This is a genomic window from Microvirga sp. 17 mud 1-3 (assembly GCF_003151255.1).
Classification (GTDB): Bacteria; Pseudomonadota; Alphaproteobacteria; order Rhizobiales; family Beijerinckiaceae; genus Microvirga.
Window position 1 is genome coordinate 1,272,165 of sequence record NZ_CP029481.1, and the last position, 17,762, is coordinate 1,289,926.

General features: G+C 63.6%; 13 protein-coding genes and 1 tRNA gene. 6 read left to right on the forward strand and 8 right to left on the reverse strand.

Going from position 1 to position 17,762, the window contains the following annotated elements; genetic code table 11:
* Window positions 1–11 precede the first annotated feature (11 nt).
* Window positions 12–488, forward strand: coding sequence for a YkgJ family cysteine cluster protein (locus C4E04_RS05960; RefSeq protein ID WP_109595888.1), 477 nt, complete (start codon window positions 12–14; stop codon window positions 486–488).
* Between the two features lie 9 nt (window positions 489–497).
* On the opposite strand, the gene C4E04_RS05965 is transcribed toward C4E04_RS05960, so the two are convergent.
* The 3 genes from C4E04_RS05965 to C4E04_RS05975 are packed head-to-tail and all read right to left on the reverse strand — an operon-like array spanning window position 498 to window position 3,661.
* A complete protein-coding gene (locus C4E04_RS05965) occupies window positions 498–1,385 on the reverse strand; it encodes an efflux RND transporter periplasmic adaptor subunit (RefSeq protein WP_109595890.1) in 888 nt (295 codons plus the stop codon).
* Between the two features lie 3 nt (window positions 1,386–1,388).
* Window positions 1,389–1,598, reverse strand: coding sequence for a DUF1656 domain-containing protein (locus C4E04_RS05970; protein WP_109595892.1), 210 nt, complete (start codon window positions 1,596–1,598; stop codon window positions 1,389–1,391).
* A complete protein-coding gene (locus C4E04_RS05975) occupies window positions 1,595–3,661 on the reverse strand; it encodes an FUSC family protein (RefSeq protein WP_109595894.1) in 2,067 nt (688 codons plus the stop codon). The genes C4E04_RS05970 and C4E04_RS05975 overlap by 4 nt, the downstream gene beginning before the upstream one ends.
* Window positions 3,662–3,992: 331 nt before the next feature.
* On the opposite strand from C4E04_RS05975, the gene C4E04_RS05980 reads away from it, so the two are divergent.
* The gene (locus C4E04_RS05980; protein WP_371682053.1) at window positions 3,993–5,201 is read left to right on the forward strand and encodes an MFS transporter; all 1,209 of its coding nucleotides are present in this window, start codon (window positions 3,993–3,995) and stop codon (window positions 5,199–5,201) included.
* 16 nt (window positions 5,202–5,217) lie between these two features.
* Here C4E04_RS05980 and C4E04_RS05985 read toward each other — a convergent pair whose 3' ends face one another.
* Window positions 5,218–5,838 (reverse strand): TIGR02466 family protein, encoded by a 621-nt coding sequence (locus C4E04_RS05985; RefSeq protein WP_109595896.1) that lies wholly within the window; start codon window positions 5,836–5,838, stop codon window positions 5,218–5,220.
* Between the two features lie 137 nt (window positions 5,839–5,975).
* On the opposite strand from C4E04_RS05985, the gene C4E04_RS05990 reads away from it, so the two are divergent.
* Together C4E04_RS05990 and C4E04_RS05995 are read left to right on the forward strand one after the other, a co-directional pair.
* Window positions 5,976–7,190, forward strand: a complete 1,215-nt coding sequence (locus tag C4E04_RS05990; protein WP_245416248.1) for an adenylate/guanylate cyclase domain-containing protein — start codon at window positions 5,976–5,978, stop codon at window positions 7,188–7,190.
* A gap of 104 nt (window positions 7,191–7,294) precedes the next feature.
* Window positions 7,295–7,370, forward strand: a tRNA-Ile gene (locus tag C4E04_RS05995).
* 828 nt (window positions 7,371–8,198) lie between these two features.
* Here C4E04_RS05995 and C4E04_RS06000 read toward each other — a convergent pair.
* The 4 genes from C4E04_RS06000 to acsA are packed head-to-tail and all read right to left on the reverse strand — an operon-like array spanning window position 8,199 to window position 13,411.
* The gene (locus C4E04_RS06000) at window positions 8,199–8,450 is read right to left on the reverse strand and encodes an acyl carrier protein (protein ID WP_109595899.1); all 252 of its coding nucleotides are present in this window, start codon (window positions 8,448–8,450) and stop codon (window positions 8,199–8,201) included.
* Window positions 8,447–9,640: a dihydrolipoamide acetyltransferase family protein gene (locus C4E04_RS06005; RefSeq protein WP_109595901.1), complete on the reverse strand. Its 1,194-nt coding sequence runs from the start codon at window positions 9,638–9,640 to the stop codon at window positions 8,447–8,449. The genes C4E04_RS06000 and C4E04_RS06005 overlap by 4 nt, the downstream gene beginning before the upstream one ends.
* 10 nt (window positions 9,641–9,650) lie before the next feature.
* Complete coding sequence (gene pdhA, locus C4E04_RS21340) at window positions 9,651–11,651, reverse strand: pyruvate dehydrogenase (acetyl-transferring) E1 component subunit alpha (protein ID WP_245416249.1); 2,001 nt, start codon at window positions 11,649–11,651, stop codon at window positions 9,651–9,653.
* Window positions 11,652–11,656: 5 nt separating this feature from the next.
* Entirely contained in the window at window positions 11,657–13,411 is a 1,755-nt protein-coding gene (acsA, locus tag C4E04_RS06015; RefSeq protein WP_109595903.1) for an acetate--CoA ligase, read from the reverse strand.
* Between the two features lie 449 nt (window positions 13,412–13,860).
* Between acsA and C4E04_RS06020 the strand changes: the two genes are divergently transcribed.
* Together C4E04_RS06020 and fdhF are read left to right on the forward strand one after the other, a co-directional pair.
* Entirely contained in the window at window positions 13,861–15,060 is a 1,200-nt protein-coding gene (locus C4E04_RS06020) for an NADH-quinone oxidoreductase subunit F (protein WP_210204601.1), read from the forward strand.
* On the forward strand, window positions 15,048–17,714 hold the full coding sequence (gene fdhF, locus C4E04_RS06025; RefSeq protein ID WP_109595905.1) for a formate dehydrogenase subunit alpha: 2,667 nt from the start codon (window positions 15,048–15,050) through the stop codon (window positions 17,712–17,714). Before C4E04_RS06020 ends, fdhF begins: the two co-directional genes overlap by 13 nt.
* Window positions 17,715–17,762 lie beyond the last annotated feature (48 nt).

Genomic DNA, 17,762 nt, shown 5'->3' on the forward strand with positions numbered 1-17,762 from the left:
AAGGAGCGCGCATGGCCGAACGGGTCATCAAGGACGACCAGCCTCGCGTCTATTTCAACTGCAACAAGTGTCCGGCCTTCTGCTGCTCGATCTACGAGCGCGTCGCCGTGTCGAAGCAGGATATCGCGCGCCTGGCGAAGCATTTCGGCGTGACTTTCGCCGAGGCGCAGAAACGCTACACGACCGATTATGACGGAGAGCGCGTCCTCAAGCGCGTGAAGGACGTCATCTTCGAACGCACCTGCACATTCCTCGACCAGAAGACCCGCGGCTGCACGATCTACCATGCGCGGCCGGGGGTCTGCCGCTCCTATCCAGGGCGCTCGCGCTGCGCCTATTACGACCTGCTGCGCTTCGAGCGCGTTCAGCAGGGGGACGAGAGCGTGGTTCCGCTGGTCAAGATTTCGTTCCGGGACGTGGACGAGGAGGTCGTGGACGGCGCCGACGAGCCCGAGCCGATCTACGAGTGGGACGAGCGGGAGGATTAGGCGCTCGCATCAGGGCCGGGCGGCGTTCTCCCGTTGCGGCTTCACGACTACGGTCGCGGTCATCCCGGCGCTCAGGCGGATCGTGTCCGGCACCTTGTCGAGGTCGATGCGCACGGGGATGCGCTGCGCCAGGCGCACCCAGCTGAAGGTCGGGTTCACGTTGGCGATGAGCCCTCCGGTGCCCGACACGGTCTCCCGGTCCGCGATGGCCCGCGCGATGCTTTCTACGCGTCCGGCGATCTCTTCCGGAAAGCCGAGGAGGCGCACCTCGGCCGGGTCGCCCTCGCGCAGGTTGCGCAGCTTCGTCTCCTCGAAATAGCCGACCACGTAGAACGAGTCGCTGTCGACCAGCGCGAGGGAAGCCTTACCGGCCACGGCATAGTCGCCCGCATGGACCTGGAGATTGGTGACGTAGCCGTTCACTGGCGACCGCACGGTGGTGCGGTCGAAATTGAGGCGGGCGGTATTGAGAGCGGCCAGCGCCTCGTCATAGGCCGACTCCGCAAGGGCGACCGCCGTTGCGGCCTGCTCGCGCGCCTCCACGGTAATGGCCGCGCTGGAGAGGCGCGTGCGCCGTTCCAGCTCACGGCGGCGCTGCTCCTGTTCCTGCTCCCGGGCCTCTACGGTGGCCTCCGCCTGCGCGAGGGCGAAGCGGTAGCGCTCCGGATCGATGACGAACAGCACGTCGCCTTTCTTGACCGCCTGGTTGTCCTTCACCCGCATGTCGGCCACGGTGCCGGAAACCTCCGGCGCAATCAGGATCACGTTGGCCCGCACGCGCGCGTCGCGGGTCCAGGGCGATTCCACATAAAGGCGCCAGGCGAAGAACCCGCCCGTGATCGCCAGGGCGACCACGAAGGCGGTGACGACGACCCGAAAGGTGCGAGACGCAAGCACGGTTCAACGATCCCAATGGAAGACGGCCGCGATGCAGCCCGACAGGATGAGGACATAAAGCGCCGTGTTGAACAGCGCCGGATGCCAGACGAAGCGGTCCGCCCCGAGCCAGGCGAGGATCCGTTTCAGGACGAGCCAGAGAAGCGCCGCCGCGGCCGCATAGGCGAAGAGGGGCGGCACGAAGATGCCGAACAGGTCAATTTCCTTGATCATGCACTCTCCTGCTGGGCGAGGACGGCATGGAGCGCGTAGGGTTCTGAAATGCCGAAGAAATCTCCGTGACGGTCCATGGCGCTGCCGATGGCCATCAGGGCCGTCAGGGCATCGGCGGTCGCGGACGAGCGATGAGTCGTGAGAATGGCGATGGCGGGACGAAGGTCCGGGGGCGTCGGATTCTGACGCCCGTTCTTCAGGTGGCGGAAATGCCGGGCGAGATCCGCCAAGGCCGCGTCCAGCGCACGGGAAGCCGGTGCCGGCAGGGCCGTGCGGACGGCGCGCAGGGTCAGGAGATTGAAGCCGATGCGTAGCGACGTGAGCGCGCCGCGCATGAGGCCCTGTTGCTCCGGCCGCGCGATGTCCACGCGGGAGAACAGGGCGTTGATCCGGTCGAACATCCGGCTCGCGAAACGGCTGCGGTCGGCGCTCACCTCTCCGGAGGCGAGTGCCTGGAGGTCCCTCATGATCCCGCGACGGATGCGCCGGACGGCCCACTCGACACCCAGCGGCCGCAGGAGCCGGAACATCAGGATGCCGACCACGATCCCACCGAGGAGGCCGAGGGTGGAGTTGAGGAAATTGGCGAAATCCGTCTGCGTGGTGCTGTTGGTCAGGCTGAGGAAGGCCACGAGATTCAGGCCGAGGGGCGTTACCTGGGTGCCGATGCGCGGAAGCGCCAGCAGGATGCCGAAGGGCAGATAGAAGGGCAGCAGCACCATGACCAGGGACGTGAAGCCGTCGATTGCCGGAAGGACCGCCAGGAGATAGATGGCCGCCGCCACAGCAGAGAGCAGGGTCATGCGCAGGAAATTCCCGGCAGCCGTCGCCGGGTCGTCCAGGGAGGCCAGGATGCTGCAAATAACCCCGCTGAAGATCACCGCCGAGCTGCCGTTGCTCCAGCCGGACAGGATCCAGAAGGCTGAGGTCGTCAGCACGGCCGTCACCGAGATCCCACCGGCCACCAGGGCGAGGGTGACGTCCCGGTAGCGGGCCGTGGAGGGAGCTGCCTCGCCGAGTCGTATGGGTCGGCCGTCGAAGAGGCTTTGCCGCAGGGCCAGGATGTGCCGCCAGGTTTCGAGCGCGTCGCGCAGGCGCAGCAGGATGTTGCGCACCAAAATGGTTTCGGGGTCGCGGATCAGGTCGTCGAGGGAGGGGACCGCCTCGGAAATCCTGTTCTCCAGGTCCCGGATCGTCCTTTCCAGGGCAGGGTCCGCAATCAGCACCTCCTCTCGACCGAAAATGCCCTCTGCGGCTTCGAGGAAGGGCTGGAGCCGGTCCAGCTTCTCGGGCGCTTCGCGCTGCAGCAGCACCAGCCGGTCGTGAATGGACACCAGCAGGGCCAGCAAAGCGAGAAGGCGCCCTTGCAGGTGCCGAGCCACGTCCCCGGCCGCCCGCACGGTGGGCGTATCGAAGGCCGAGAAGATCCGCAGGGCGTTGAGGGCGATCACGTCGGCGATGAGCTTGCGCTGATCGGAGAGAAAACGATCTGGGTCGGTTCCGCCGCGCATCATGTCGGCGACCCAGCGCGCGCAGGCGTTCAGGGTCGCGTCGACGGAGGATTTCAGGGCCTCTCCGGCCGAGCGGGGAAAGACGAGCTGGCTCACGAGCGTCGCGCAGCCGATCCCCAGCACGATCTCAATGCAGCGGCCCACTGCGTAGTCGAAGGCCGTCTCGGGCGCCAGGGCGGCCGGGATGCCGATGATCGCGGCCGTGTAGCCGGACAGGACGGCCCCGTAGGAGGCCGGGGCGTCGCGCAGGAGCACGGACGTGAAGGTGCAGGTCCCGATCCACAGGGCGAGAAGGACCAGGAAGAGCGGCGGCGCCTGGGCGACGAGCCCCACCAGGAGGAGCGCGATTGCGGCCCCGACAATCGTCCCGGCGACCCGGAAGAGGGATTTCGCCGCCACCATCCCGGCAATGGGCTGGGAGACCACGAAGGCGGTCAGCATGGCCCAGCTCGGCTGGGTCAGGTTGAGGCGGAAGGCGATCCACAGGGCGAGCATCGCGGCGCCGAAGGTCTTGATCGAGAATATCGCTTCTCGCCAACTCGGCTGCGGCATGGGCGGCGGAACTCTTGCTCGGGTCTGTCGGGCAGGCCGTCTCCGGCCGGGCGATGGCCAAGCGGCCGGCTGGAAGGCGGTCCCGGATCGTTCTATCTAGAGGAGCAGGGCCTGAATCCCAGGCCGGCGCCGGCAGGAGTTCCAGAGGCGTGGTGGAGCGGCCGGGAATGTCCGCTCGTCAATGCAGCCTTGCGTTGAGAAAAGGAGAGGGCGCGGCCGTTTTGGTTTATAGCCCTGTCCCTTAAAGATGATGATTGGGGCCGTGCGTCCGCCGAGCCTCTCACGAAACGCCCGAGAAACGCTCAAGAACGCCATGGATACCAAGTCGACCATCGCCTCCGCCGCCGCTCCTGCCCGTCCTGCGGTGGAAGGAGTGGCCGTACCGATCCTGGCGGCCATCAGCTTCTCGCATTTCCTCAACGACCTGATTCAGTCGCTCATTCCGGCGATCTACCCGCTCCTGAAGGAGAGCTATGCGCTCGACTTCGCGCAGATCGGCCTCATCACCCTCACGTTCCAGCTCACCGCATCGCTGCTCCAGCCCCTGGTCGGCTTCTACACGGACAAGCGGCCGATGCCGTTCTCCCTCGTGGTGGGCATGGGCTTCACGCTCGTCGGCCTGCTCACGCTCTCGCGTGCCTCCTCCTATCCGCTCCTGCTCCTCGCGGCCGGGCTGGTCGGCATGGGCTCCTCTGTGTTCCACCCGGAATCCTCCCGCGTCGCCCGCATGGCCTCCGGCGGGCGGCACGGCCTAGCGCAATCGGTTTTCCAGGTGGGCGGTAATGCCGGAACGGCCATCGGGCCGCTCCTGGCGGCCTTCATCGTCGTGCCCCTGGGCCAGCCAAGCATCGCCTGGTTTTCGGCGGTCGCCCTGTTGGCCATGATCGTCCTGTCCCAGGTCGGCCGGTGGTACGGGACTAAGCTCGCAGCCCTGCGGTCCAAGCCCCGCGCCGCGGCGGTCAGGTCCACGCATTCGCGGAAACGGATCTTCTGGTCGATCACCATCCTGATGCTGCTCGTCTTCTCGAAGAACTTCTACACGGCGAGCATCACCAGCTATTTCACCTTCTATCTAATCTCGAAGTTCCAGCTTTCTGTGCAGGATGCGCAGCTGCACCTGTTCATCTTCCTCGGCGCGGTGGCGGCCGGCACGGTGCTGGGCGGGCCCATCGGGGACCGGATCGGGCGCAAATACGTGATCTGGTTCTCGATCCTGGGCGTCCTGCCCTTCACCCTGGCCTTGCCCTACGCCAACCTGTTCTGGACCGGGGTTCTCAGCGTCATCATCGGCCTGATCCTGGCCTCCGCCTTCTCGGCGATCCTGGTCTATGCCACGGAGCTGGTGCCCGGCCGGGTCGGGATGATCGCCGGCCTGTTCTTCGGGCTCTCGTTCGGCATGGGCGGCCTCGGCGCCGCGGTGCTGGGCGAGCTGGCGGACTGGACCGGTATCGAGACCGTCTATCGCGTCTGCTCGTTCCTGCCGGCCATCGGGCTCCTCACGGTCTTCCTGCCGCACGAGCGGCCGGGGCGACACGCCTGAGGGCCGGCCCGGCGCCTCAGCGCCAGGCGTAGTTGAAGCTGACGCTGATGCGCTCGCTCTCGGCCTCGTTCACGGGGACTTCGTGCCGCAGCCAGCTCTCCCAGAGCAGGACCGTGCCGGGCTTCGGCGCCATATAGGCGAACTGGCGGTTCTCCGGCTTGGCCTTGGCCTTGCGGGGCGGCGCCGCCATCATGAACCCAAGGCGCGGATCCTCAAGCTTGAGGGCGCTCGCCCCGTCCGGGATCGTCACGTAATAGGTGCCGCTCACCACCGAATGGGGGTGGATATGGGAGGTGTGCACGCCGCCCGGTGGCAGGATGTTGATCCAGAGGCTGTCGAGCTCGAGCTTGCGGCCTTTCAGGTCGAATTCCAGCTCCTTGGCGAAGGCCGCCACATGGCTGTCGAGCTTCTTGAGCAGGTCGCCGAAGACCGGGACGCGCCAGGGCAGGTCGTCGAGCGAGGCGTAGGACGTATAGCCCGGATAGCCGTTCTTCTCGCACCAGCGCTGCCCGGCCTCGTCGTCCTCCGCGATGGACCAGCAGGCGCCCTCCAGCTCCGTGTTGAGGCGCTCGGACTTGGGCCCGGTGAGTTCCGCGCGGTAGATTTTGGTGACGAAAAGCGTATCGATGGTGAACATGGCACGGCTCTAGTTGCGGCGGGCGAGAGTGTCAAAACGAAAGCGTTCCGGCAAGCGGCGGCGGGGCGCTTTCCCGAGCGATGCTTCCCCCGCTTGCAGGTCCGCCCACGCGCTCCCACCTTGGCGATATGATGCTCATGTCCTCGCAACCCGGCCTTCTCGACGACCCCCTGACCCTGGCGCGCAGCCTGGACCCGGAGACCCTTTCGCGGGTCATCTCCTTGCGCGACTGGCTCGTGACCGGGGCGGCCCGGATGGAGGACCCGAGCGATATCCTCAATGCTTTCATCGAGCACCTGCGCGAACTCGGCCTGCCCATCGACAGGGCGGCCTCGGCCATCGAGGCGCTGCACTCGGAATATGCCGGGATCGGCCGCTTCTGGACCAAGGACGAGGGCACCGTGGTGCGCTATCTCCCGCACGGGGAGCGGCGCGAGACGGTCTACGGCTCAAGCCCCTTCGCTTATGTCAACAAGACGGGCGAGTGGCTGCTGCTCGACCTGGAGAAGACGCCCGAGGATCGCTTCCCGATCCTGCCCGAGCTGAAGGAGGCCGGATACCGCCATTATCTCACGGTCCCGCTGCGCTTCAGCAGCGGCGCCGAGAACGCAATCTCCTTCGCGACCCGTTCGCCGGGAGGGTTCAATGAAACGGCCCTGCGGATCCTGCGCCTCGTCATGCCGTCCTTCGCGCTGGTGGTGGAGCTGAGGACGACGGGCAACCGCCTCGACGAGGTTCTGCGCATCTATGTGGGCGATGAGCCCCACAAGGCCATCCTGTCGGGCGCGATCCTGCGCGGGCAGGTGACGCGGATCCGCTCGGCCATCCTGTTCGCCGATATGCGGGACTACACGCAGATTTCCTCGACGCTCAGCCCCGAGCACGCGGTGGAGCTTCTCAACAATTACTTCGACTGCCTCGTCCCGCCCATCGAGGACGAGGGCGGGGAGGTGCTGAAATATCTGGGGGACGGCCTCCTGGCCATCGTCCGCGACCGGGGCGACGACACGGGCGGCGCGCCCCAATCGGCCCTTTCGGCCGCCACGAAGGCGCTCCGGCGCATCCAGGCCGCCAACAGCGAGGGGCGCTTTCCGGTGCCCATCAATATCGGCATCGCGCTCCACCACGGGGACGCCGCCTACGGCAATGTGGGCTCGGGCCGACGCCTTGACTTCACGGTGATCGGCCGCGACGTGAACATGGCCAGCCGGATCGCCGAGCTGAACAAGCAGCTGGGCGAGCCGCTCCTCATGTCCAAGCCCTTCGTGGAACACCTCTGGGGCAACCCGACCCCCCTCGGCGCCCATGCGCTTGAAGGCTTCGACGAGAAGATCGAGGTGTTCAGGCCCTAAAGGCCGCTGGGGCATGGGCCGGGAAGGCGGGGTCAGCCGACTTGGCGCAAGACCGTTGCGGAGCGACCGCTTTTGCCGCTAAAAGCCCCTGACCCTTCCCTGAAGGGCCTGTAGCTCAATGGTTAGAGCCGGCCGCTCATAACGGTCTGGTTGCAGGTTCGAGTCCTGCCAGGCCCACCACTTTCCATGGCCCGGGGGCTTTTTCTTTAGTTTCTAACCGTTTAGCAGGCGCTGTGCCGTTGAACATGAGTGGTCAAGTGGTCGCTTCCGCCAACCTCATGAGGGCCGCAGGAATGTGTGGCCTGTAGCGCGCAGTCGCCATTGAGGGGATGCCCTGGATCTCCTCGCGGAGCTGACCGGAATAAAGATGTGGCCCTGCAACTCATGCGCAAGCTGCTGGACCGGCCTGAATTGCGTCTCAGCTTAGGTTCCAATGATAAAGGCCCGCGGGATACCCTTGTGCTCGTTTAATTATAGCACATAACAGGCTATCCGGCCGGGCGCGGGGAAGTCCTGGGTACGGTTAGATGCCCGAAGCAAGCGCGGGAAAAACGATGGCCGTTTCGGTCTGTGATGGGCGGCAGCTCCAGATCGTTGTTGAATCGAGTACCTTTTTCCCAGTCTCGTACGGGAGTGCCTAAATCAGGAGCTGCCCTATGCTGAAGCTGACGGTGAGTTGGGACGAGAACGGTCCCTTGTTGAAGACCGCAGAGGTTGAAAGCCCCCTATCGGGCCAGCGCTGGACCGCTCAGGTGAGCAACTGACGGCGGATGAAAAACGGGAATTGCTATCGGTCGCTCAGGTCCTGGCACGGCGAATTGCCGATCTGGCGGCGGAGGATACCTTCTTCAGCAACCCGCGCTAGCGGAAGTGGCTTTTTGCGATCTGAGCGGCATTTCAGGCTCAGAATTTTCGGATCGGCAAAGGCGCGTGGGCAGGCGTGATGACTGAGGCTGACGCGATATCTCCGCGTTCAGTCACGCGCAGAAGCGGTGAGCATCCGATAGATCAAGCTCCCGCAAGCTTCTGTTGCAGATAGCCAATTGCGCCGTTCAAGGTGATGAGCTTCGGATAGTCAAGCTCAGGGACGTTGACCCCGAGACGTTGGTGCAGGGCTGCGACCAGATTCAGGAAATCCATCGAGTCGATGTCGCATTCCTCTCGCAGATCGCCGTTCGGATTGATCGCCGCCACGTCGACGTCAGGGGCAATGCGCCTCAGTTCGTGTTGAATGATGGTGCGGATGTCGAGGTCTGTCATAGGCTTTCCGGCTGCTGGAGAAGGCGCTCGATCTCGCAGAGGAGCAATGCACCGCGATGGCCATCGCTCACCCGATGGTCGGCCGCGAGCGTCATCGTCACGACTGGCCGGGGCATGATGGCGCCGTCATGGATCCAGGGACGCTCTATGACCTTGCCGAACCCGACGATGGCGACCTGCGGCGGATAGATGACACCGAAGAGGGTCTCGACCCCTCGCTCACCGAGGCTGGATACCGTAATCGTCGGGTCTGCAATCTCGGAGCTGCGAAACCGCCCTGAGCGCACGCGCCCGACGAGATCGCGCATTCCTGCCATGAGCTGGTCAAGCGGGAGGGTATTGGCATCGTGGATCGCAGGGGCGACAAGTCCGCCGCCCCGGATCGTAACGGCAAAGCCGACATGGACCGGGCTGCTGGGGCGGAAGGTCTGGTCCATGAAGAACCCGTTGAACTCGGGAAAGTGGCCGACCGCAAGGGCCGTAGCTTTGACGAACAGGGCGCCCAGGAGGAGACGCTGCTCCGGAGAGCGTTCGGCATTGACGTGGGCGACCCACGCCAGTGCTGCTCCCGCATCGGTCACATGCGAGAGATAATAGTGCGGGATCTCGCGTTTCGACCGGGCCATGGCTGCTGCAATGGCGCTGCGCATCTGCGCAATGCTGGAGGCCGCCTGCGGCTGAGCCTCCGCCCGAGCGCCTGTTGGCTGCGCAGCCTCGACATCGGCCAGAAGCACTGCTCCAGCAGGGCCGCTTCCTTTGATCCGGGAGAGATCGATGCCTTTCAGGCTCGCCAGCCGCCGGGCGGCGGGGGAGGCAAAAACGCGACCGAGAGCGCTGGCACCCGGAACGATGGCCGGAGGGGGCGTGAGGGGAGCTGCTGCCATCTCGCGGATTGCAGGTAGAGGCGGCCCTGGCTGCGCGGCCTCAACGGGGCTGGGACCAGCACCTGCAACTCCGGCCTCGTGGATCAGTGCGAGAGGCGTACCTACAGGCACGGTGGCGCCAGTCTCGACCAAGAGCCTTTCGAGGGTGCCCTCCTGGAATACCTCGATTTCGATGGCTCCTTTCTGCGTTTCTACGACTGCGATGATGTCGCCCCGCTTCACGGCCGTGCCGGGCTTGACCAACCACTCGACGAGCGTTCCCGCCTCCATGTCGGCACCGAGCGACGGCATCAGGAACTCGCTCATAGCGCCTCCATCAGGACTTGCCGCGCACCGCCGCCCGTGCAGCCGCAACAATCTTCGCAGCCTGCGGGATGGAAGCCTCCTCGAGATGGCGCGGATAGGGGATTGGCACCTCCTCGCTGCATATCCGGGCAATGGGTGCATCAAGCTCCCAAAAGGCCTGTTCCACAATGCGCATGCCGATCTCTGCGGCCAGGCTCCCACTGCGCCACCCTTCGTCGACGATGACCGCGCGGCGGGTCTTGGAAACTGATGCGATAAGGGTGCGGTCATCGAGAGGGCGAAGGGAGCGAAGATCGAGGACCTCCGCGTCAATGCCATCCTTGGCCAGGATCTCGGCGGCGTCCAGAGTTTTCCAAAGCGATCCGCCATACGTGATGAGGGAAATGTCACGCCCGGCTCGTCGAATGACGGCCTTGTCGATATCGACCGGTCCTGCATCTGCCGCCATCAGCCCTTTTTGATTGTAGAGCATGATGTTCTCAAAAATGAGAACCGGGTCGGGCTCCTGGAGCGCGGTCCATAGCATGCCGCGGGCGTCCTCGACGGTCGCCGGAGCGAGCACCCGGATTCCAGGGATGTGGGCATACCAGCCTTCAAGGCTGTGCGAATGCTGAGCCGCAAGCTGGCGTCCGGCGCCGGTTGCCATGCGAATGACGACGGGCACGCCGAACTGATTGCCTGACATATGCCGGATCGTTGCCGCCGTGTTGAGAATCTGGTCGAGAGCGAGCATGCTGAAGTTGCAGGTCATGAGCTCGACCACCGGACGCAGGCCAGCCATGGCGGCTCCGATGCCGATGCCCGTGAAACCGGATTCAGACAAGGGTGTATCGCGGATGCGCTCGGGACCGAACTCCGCAAGGAGCCCTTTGCTGACCGCATAGCAGCCGCCATAATGGGCCACATCCTCTCCCATCAGGAAGACACGCTCGTCGCGCTGCAGGGCATCGCGGATCGCCTCGCGGACAGCCTCGCGATAGGTCGTCTCGACAGAAGGTTTGTCTGTTGCAGGCGCGCGCTCAGGAGGGGAGGGGCGGTCAGGAGCATAGACATAACGGGTGAGGTTCTCGACGGGCTCCCAGGTGCCCGCCTCGGCGACAGCGACCGCGGCGTCGATCTCGGCAGCGACCTCATTCTCAATTCGGTTCAGGTCTTCGGGGTGTGCCAGCCCGTTCTGCTCGAGCCAGCCCTGGAAGCGGACGATCGGGCCCTTTTTGCGCCAGGCCTCAACCTCATCCTTGCTACGGTAGAGCTGAGCGTCGAACATCGAATGGGCACGGAAGCGATAGGTGCGGCATTCGAGAAAGTACGGCTGTCCCGTCGCACGGACTGTATAGATGGCGCGCCGGGCGGCCGCTTCGACGGCAACTACGTCCATACCGTCCACCGCTTCCGACGCGATCCTGTAGCTTTGCGCCTTGCGGTGAATGTCGGTCTCCGCCTCTGAGATCTCCAGGGCGGTTCCCATGGCGTAGAGATTGTTCTCGCATACGAACAGAACCGGCACGTTCCAGAGAGCCGCCAGATTGAGGCTCTCATGAAACTCACCCTCGGCGACGGCGCCCTCCCCAAAGAAGCAGACGGTCACATGGTCCAGGTGATGTATCTTGTCTGCCAGGGCGAGGCCCACGGCGAGGGGGAGCCCGCCGCCCACGATGGCATTGCCTCCATAGAAGTTAGTGTCACGGTGGAACAGATGCATGGAGCCGCCGCGGCCGCCGCTGCAGCCCTCCCGTTTGCCGTACATTTCCGCCAGGGCTGCTGCCATAGGGACGCCGCGGACCAGGGCGTGACCATGCTCGCGATAGGTGGCGACGACGCGGTCCCGCTTTTCGAGGACGGGGATGATGCCGACCGCGACGGCCTCCTCGCCATCGTAAAGGTGCAGAAAGCCCCGGATCTTCTCCTGCGTATAGAGCTCGGCGCACTTGTCCTCGAACCGGCGAATCCGGACCATCTGCTTGAGCAGTTCGAGCTCATGGGTGCGGGAAAGTCGCGGCTTCGAGATCACGTCCGTTATCGCTCCTCGCTCTCAAGGGTGGAAGTGTCGCCTTCCGGCAGGCCGAGCTCGCGCGCCTTCAGCAGGCGGCGCATGATTTTGCCGCTGCGGGTCTTCGGCAGGTTCTGTCGAAAGGCAATTTCTTTGGGGGCGACTGCCGGGCCAAGCTTCTTGCGGGCATGGCCGAGAAGGTCCATGCGGAGCTCCTCGCTTGTCGCAAACCCCGCCTTGAGGGCGACAAAGGCCTTCACGGTTTCACCGGCGACAGGATCCGGAATGCCAATCACGCCGACCTCTGCGACCGCCGGATGTTCCATCAGGGCACTCTCGACTTCGAACGGTCCGATCAGATGGCCGGCGCTCTTGATCATGTCATCGGCCCGCCCGACGAACCAATAGTAGCCGTCCGCCCCGCGCATCGCGAGATCGCCGGAGAGATACCAGTCGTCCACGAAGCATTTGCGGTAGCGCTCCTCCTCATGGAGATAGGCCCGCATCATCGAGGGCCAGCCAGGTCGCAAAGCCAGTTCGCCGACCGTTGACGGAGCGGAGATTTCGCGGATATGCCCGTCCCGCTTCTCAACAATGCCCGCCGCCACACCGGGAAGGGGTTTGCCCATGGAGCCGGGATGGACATCCATCGCCTGGTAGTTAGCGATCATGATGCCGCCGGTCTCCGTCTGCCACCAGTTGTCATGGAAAGGCTTCCCGAAAGTTTGCGCGGACCAGACGACAGCCTCCGGATTGAGAGGCTCGCCGACGCTGGCCATGTACCGGAGATGGGAGAGATCGAAGCGCCGCGCGAACTCGCTTCCGACCTTCATGAGCATGCGGATCGCCGTCGGTGCTGTATACCAGACGCTGACTTTCTGATCCTGCAGGATTCGGTACCACCGTTCGGCATCGAACTCGGCCTGATCCACGATCATTGTCGTACCGTTCGTCAGCGGTGAGATGATGCCGTAGGACGTGCCGGTGACCCAGCCAGGGTCGGCCGTGCACCAGAAAATGTCGTCGGTATGGAGATCGAGCGCGAATTGTCCGGTAATGTGATGGGCGATCACGGCCGCATGCACGTGCACGGCCCCCTTAGGCCGGCCAGTTGTGCCGCTGGTGAAGTGAAGGAGGGCCATATCCTCTGGCGCCGTGCGCTCGATGTTGAAGTGATCGGAGGCCCTGTTCATCAGTCCTGCGAGGCCATGAATCCCAAGGGTCCCTGTATCACCCCCGTCGATGAGGATGACATGACGGAGGCTGTCGAGGTGGCTGTGCCACGGTGCAATTTTGCGGCGATAGAAATGGTCGGTGGTAACGAGCAGCTTCGCTTCGCCGATGCTCATGCGAGCTTTGATGGGCTCGGGCCCGAAGGCGGAAAAGAGGGGGCAAAAAACCGCCCCAGCCTTCAGGGATCCCAGAGCCGCGACATACAGTTCGGGAACACGCCCCAGGAGGCAGTAAACGCGGTCGCCCTTGGCGATATCGAGAGAACGAAGAATGTTGGCGAATCTGCTGGTCAGCCGCTGCAGATCGCCGTAGGTGAAGTTACGGATAGTATCATCCTGGCCGATCCAGCGAAGGGCGATTTTGTCGCCCAGGCCATGTGCGACGTGTCGGTCGACCGCTTCATAGGCGATGTTCAGTCCGCCACCGGGCAAACCGTCGAGAAGCGCGCGCGCCTGGTCCCACGAGAAGTCAGCGACCGCGCGATCATAGTCGCGCAGGTTTGAGAGAGCGATTTCTTCGGGACGCTTTCGAATAGAATCCCAGGGCATTCCGCCTCCGCAGGTGCGCAACTTTGCAAAATTCTCGCAAAAGCTGCGGCCGATCATTGAGAATGGTCAATGATGGGATGCCTGTAGGACTTCACCATGCGTCCGCCACCCGACCGGGACTGCGGTTCATAACCTTGGCCGGTCTTAGAAAAGGCGTACCCAGTGGGTCGAAACGGGCAATCTAGCCGCGTCGGCAGTCGGTGCCCGACATGAGTGAACAGCCGAGACATGCTCGCGTAGGTTCGTTCTATCATCTCGCAGACGTCTCACTCGAGGGACGCTCCTGCTGCGGGCTCGCGTGTTTCGCCGCCCGCGCCGATGATTTGAGCCGGTGGACGACCGCGGCCGAAGCTACCCCTTCCGTTTATTGTCTCGGAAAGTGTTACGCTGGACCCAGTACGGCGAGCCAGGATCTCCGTCCGCACATTGCCGTCTGCACCAGCCGGACCGTGCTCCTCGGCAATGTCATCAAGGGTGGTCTGCGCAACTTTGCGGCCTATTGCGGCGCGGGAGGAGGAACCGCGTGGGCGAAGGCCCAGATGATGGCGCCGGCTGAGCTGGTGGGTCTCATTGAAAAATCCGGGCTGCGTGGGCGTGGCGGTGCCGGCTTTCCATCTGGCCGCAAATGGCAAGCGGTAGCGTCGCATGCGAGTGTCCTGAAATACCTGGTGGTCAACGCCGATGAAGGCGACCCTGGCGCATTTTCCGACCGCTTCCTGCTTGAGGATGATCCGTTCCGTATGATCGAAGCCGCGATGATCGCGGCACGTGCGGTTGGAGCAACGCAAGGCTACGTCTACCTGCGCAAGGAATACCCGGATGCGGCGGGAATTCTGCGCGACGCTCTTCAGCAAGCCAAGAGCGCGGGTTGGCTGGGAGCCGGGTTTGACATGGCATTGGTGGTGGGCGAGGGGAGCTACGTCTGTGGCGAAGAAACCGCAATGCTGAACGCGCTCGAAGGGCGTCGACCGGAGGTGCGCGTACGGCCGCCGCAAATTTCAGAGCGCGGCTTGTACGGTGCACCGACCCTTGTGCACAACGTCGAGACGCTCTGCGCCGTACCATGGATCGTCGAACAGGGTGCGGATGCATATGCGGCTCTCGGCTTTTCCAAAAGCCGGGGCACCAAGCTGTTGTCGCTCAACTCTCTCTTTCGTCGGCCTGGCCTGTATGAGGTTGAATTCGGCATTTCACTTGCCGATCTCTGTGAGAACCTTGGCGGGGGGCTGCGCCGGGGGAAGCTGAAAGGACTCATGATCGGTGGTCCGCTTGCCGGCATCGTCCCGCCCGATCTTCTGGACACAAGGCTCGGCTATGAAGAACTGCAGGCCATCGGCTGTGCGGTTGGGCATGGCGGGATCATTGCGTTTGCCGACGACACGCCCCTGGCCGCCATCATGAGCGAAGTGTTTCGTTTCGGCGCATATGAATCGTGCGGCAAGTGTACCCCGTGCCGGCAAGGCACGCCTGTTCTCGCCGAGGCCTTCAAGAGTTTGGCGCAGGGCCGGAGGATTAACCGCCAAGACTATGCTGCACTGATCGACGTGCTTGCTGCTACCAGTCTGTGCGGCCACGGGCGAGGATTGGCTGAGTTCGCCTCCGCGGTCGAACGGCATTATGGCGAGGAGTTGGCGTCGTGCTTCGCCTGATCATCAATGGCATGCCTCATCGCGTTGCGCCGGGAACGCTCCTGATCGACGCCCTCCGATTGGCGGGAGCGCCCGTGCCGCAGGTGTGCCACGATGCGCGCATTGCCCCTTCGGGTGGCTGTCGATTGTGTGTGGTCGAAATCGAGGGTCAGCAAAGGCCGATTGCGAGTTGCACCACCATTGCGGAGGAAGGCATGCAGGTCCGCTCCCATACGGCGGCCCTGCAATCCTTCCGAAAAACCAATCTCGAATTGCTGGCTGAGCATTACCCGCCCGATGCCGTCGCGGCCAGACCGGACCTGCCCTTTCATCGCCTCCTGAATGAATTCGGCGTGACTGCGGGCGGATCGGTCGTGACCGGCACCCTCTTCCAGGATGATACCCATCCTTATATCGGCGTCGCGATGGAACGCTGTATCCGTTGCGATCGCTGCATTCGCATCTGTGATGAACTTCAGGGGCAATTCGTATGGGAGGCGATTGGACGCGGCAGCGCCACCTATGTGGCGCCGGGCCGGGGCAAGACGATGCTGGAGGGCGGATGCGTCAGCTGTGGGGCCTGCGTCGATACCTGTCCAAGCGGCGCGTTGTTTGACAAGCGTAGCCCGACACAGCCGTCCAGCTGGACACGTAGCACGTGCGCCTATTGCGGCGTTGGGTGTCAAATGGAAGTCGGCGCATCAGCGGGGCTGGTCGTGGCCGTCAGGCCGGCCGACAGCCCCGTGAATCGGGGCCACCTCTGCGTGAAAGGGCGTTATGCTTTTGAGTTTAACCAGGCGGATGATCGAATATCCACGCCTATGATCCGGCGCGACGGCGCCTGGGAGGCTAAGACGTGGGACGTTGCGTTCGAACACGTGGCGACCGAGCTCCTGCGCATCCGCACGATGCACGGTGCCGACGCGATTGGAGTGCTAGGGTCGGCGCGCGCCAGCAACGAGGAAAATTATCTGACTCAGAAGTTCGCCCGAGTGATCCTGGGAACCAACAACGTAGATTGCTGTGCGCGCGTCTGCCATACGCCGAGTGCCAAGGCGCTGAAAACCATGCTCGGCACCGGCGCATCCACCAATAGCTTCGACGATATTGAACGCGCGCGAACCATCCTTATCTGTGGCGCCAATCCGACGGAAAATCATCCGGTCGTCGGTGCGCGAATCAAACAGGCGGCGCTACATGGCGCCAAACTGATCGTCATTGATCCCCGTCGTACCGAGCTCGCCGCCTTGGCGGATCTGCACCTTGCGGTCCGCCCGGGCTGCAACGTGCCGCTGATCAATGCAATCGCGGCGGCCCTGATCGAGGAGAACCTGGTCGATCAGAGATTCCTGGCCGAAAGGGTCACCGGTTATGAGTCATTTGTAACTTTCATCCAGGCCTATAGGCCCGAGCAAGTCGCACCTGAGTGCAGAGTCGCAGCCGAGGACATCCGCGCAGCGGCGCGTCTGTATTCCGAGTGCAGACCGTCGATGTGCTTTCATGGACTGGGCATAACCGAACATTTGCAGGGTACTGAGGGTGTCGAGGCGCTCATCAATCTTGCCCTCCTGACGGGGAATCTGGGCAGGCCCGGAACCGGCATCAATCCTCTGCGCGGACAGAACAACGTCCAGGGCGCAGCTCTCATGGGGTGCGATCCGGCGTCACTGACCGGCGTGCAGTCACTCAAGGAGGCCGGCCCGCGCTTCGAGGCCGTTTGGGGAGCGCACTTGCCGAAAACCCACGGCCTTGACTTGCTCCAGATGATGGATGAGGCCTGCTCAGGCCGACTTAAGGCCTTGTGGGTCATCGGTTATGACATTTACCTGACGCTCGCCGATGCGGCCCGGAGCCGCGCCGCATTGGCCAATCTTGACCTGCTGATCATCCAGGACCTGTTTCTGAATCAGACCGCACACGAGTTCGGCACTGTTTTCCTGCCTGCCGCTTCGGCGTTCGAAAAGGACGGGACGTTCATGAATGCGGAACGCCGTGTGCAGCGGATAAGGGCTGCTGTCGCGCCCCCGGGGGAGGCGCTGCCCGATTGGGTGATCATCCAGCAACTGGCAGGCCGTCTGGGCCACGCTGACGGCTTCGAGTTTGCACATCCGCAGGCGATCTGGGACGAGGTGCGTACAGTCTGGCCTGATGTGGCCGGCCTGACTTACGATCGCCTCGAGAACGAGGCGCCTCATTGGCCGTGTCCAAACGAGCAGCATCCCGGCACGCCTGTCTTGCATCAGACGAGCTTTTCGGCCGAAAAGACCGCCAAGCTGGTGCCGGTTCCATACATACCGACCTCGGAAAGCGCGGATGCGGACTATCCTTTCCTCCTCACTTCCGGCCGCCGGCTTTATGCGTTCAATGCTGGTACGATGACCAGCCGGACGCCGAACAGCCTGTTGCAGCCGACGGATGTTTTGGACATGGCGCCGGCTGACGCCCTGAGGTTCGGCTTAGCCGATGGTGAATCGGTCATTGTTCGCAGCCGCTACGGGGCTGCCACTCTGCCTTTGTGCGTGAATGATGCTGTGGCGCCAGGCGAATTATTCGTGACGTTCCATTGCCCCGAGTTGTTCGTGAACAATCTGACCTCATCGGTGCGCGACCGACTGGTGCATACGCCAGAATATAAGATGACGGCCGTTCGCGTCGAAAAGGCAACGCGAATATGACCTGAGGGCCGGATCAAAGGAGACGTTCAGGAAACAATCATAAGTGCT

What these genes read in the sequence shown, in the direction of transcription:
- C4E04_RS05960 (WP_109595888.1), top strand. Translation starts at nt 12, where the DNA reads ATGGCCGAACGGGTCATCAAGGACGACCAGCCTCGCGTCTATTTCAAC.
- C4E04_RS05970 (WP_109595892.1), bottom strand. Translation starts at nt 1,598, where the DNA reads ATGATCAAGGAAATTGACCTGTTCGGCATCTTCGTGCCGCCCCTCTTC.
- C4E04_RS05975 (WP_109595894.1), bottom strand. Translation starts at nt 3,661, where the DNA reads ATGCCGCAGCCGAGTTGGCGAGAAGCGATATTCTCGATCAAGACCTTC.
- C4E04_RS05985 (WP_109595896.1), bottom strand. Translation starts at nt 5,838, where the DNA reads ATGTTCACCATCGATACGCTTTTCGTCACCAAAATCTACCGCGCGGAA.
- C4E04_RS05990 (WP_245416248.1), top strand. Translation starts at nt 5,976, where the DNA reads ATGTCCTCGCAACCCGGCCTTCTCGACGACCCCCTGACCCTGGCGCGC.
- C4E04_RS06000 (WP_109595899.1), bottom strand. Translation starts at nt 8,450, where the DNA reads ATGACAGACCTCGACATCCGCACCATCATTCAACACGAACTGAGGCGC.
- C4E04_RS06005 (WP_109595901.1), bottom strand. Translation starts at nt 9,640, where the DNA reads ATGAGCGAGTTCCTGATGCCGTCGCTCGGTGCCGACATGGAGGCGGGA.
- acsA (WP_109595903.1), bottom strand. Translation starts at nt 13,411, where the DNA reads ATGCCCTGGGATTCTATTCGAAAGCGTCCCGAAGAAATCGCTCTCTCA.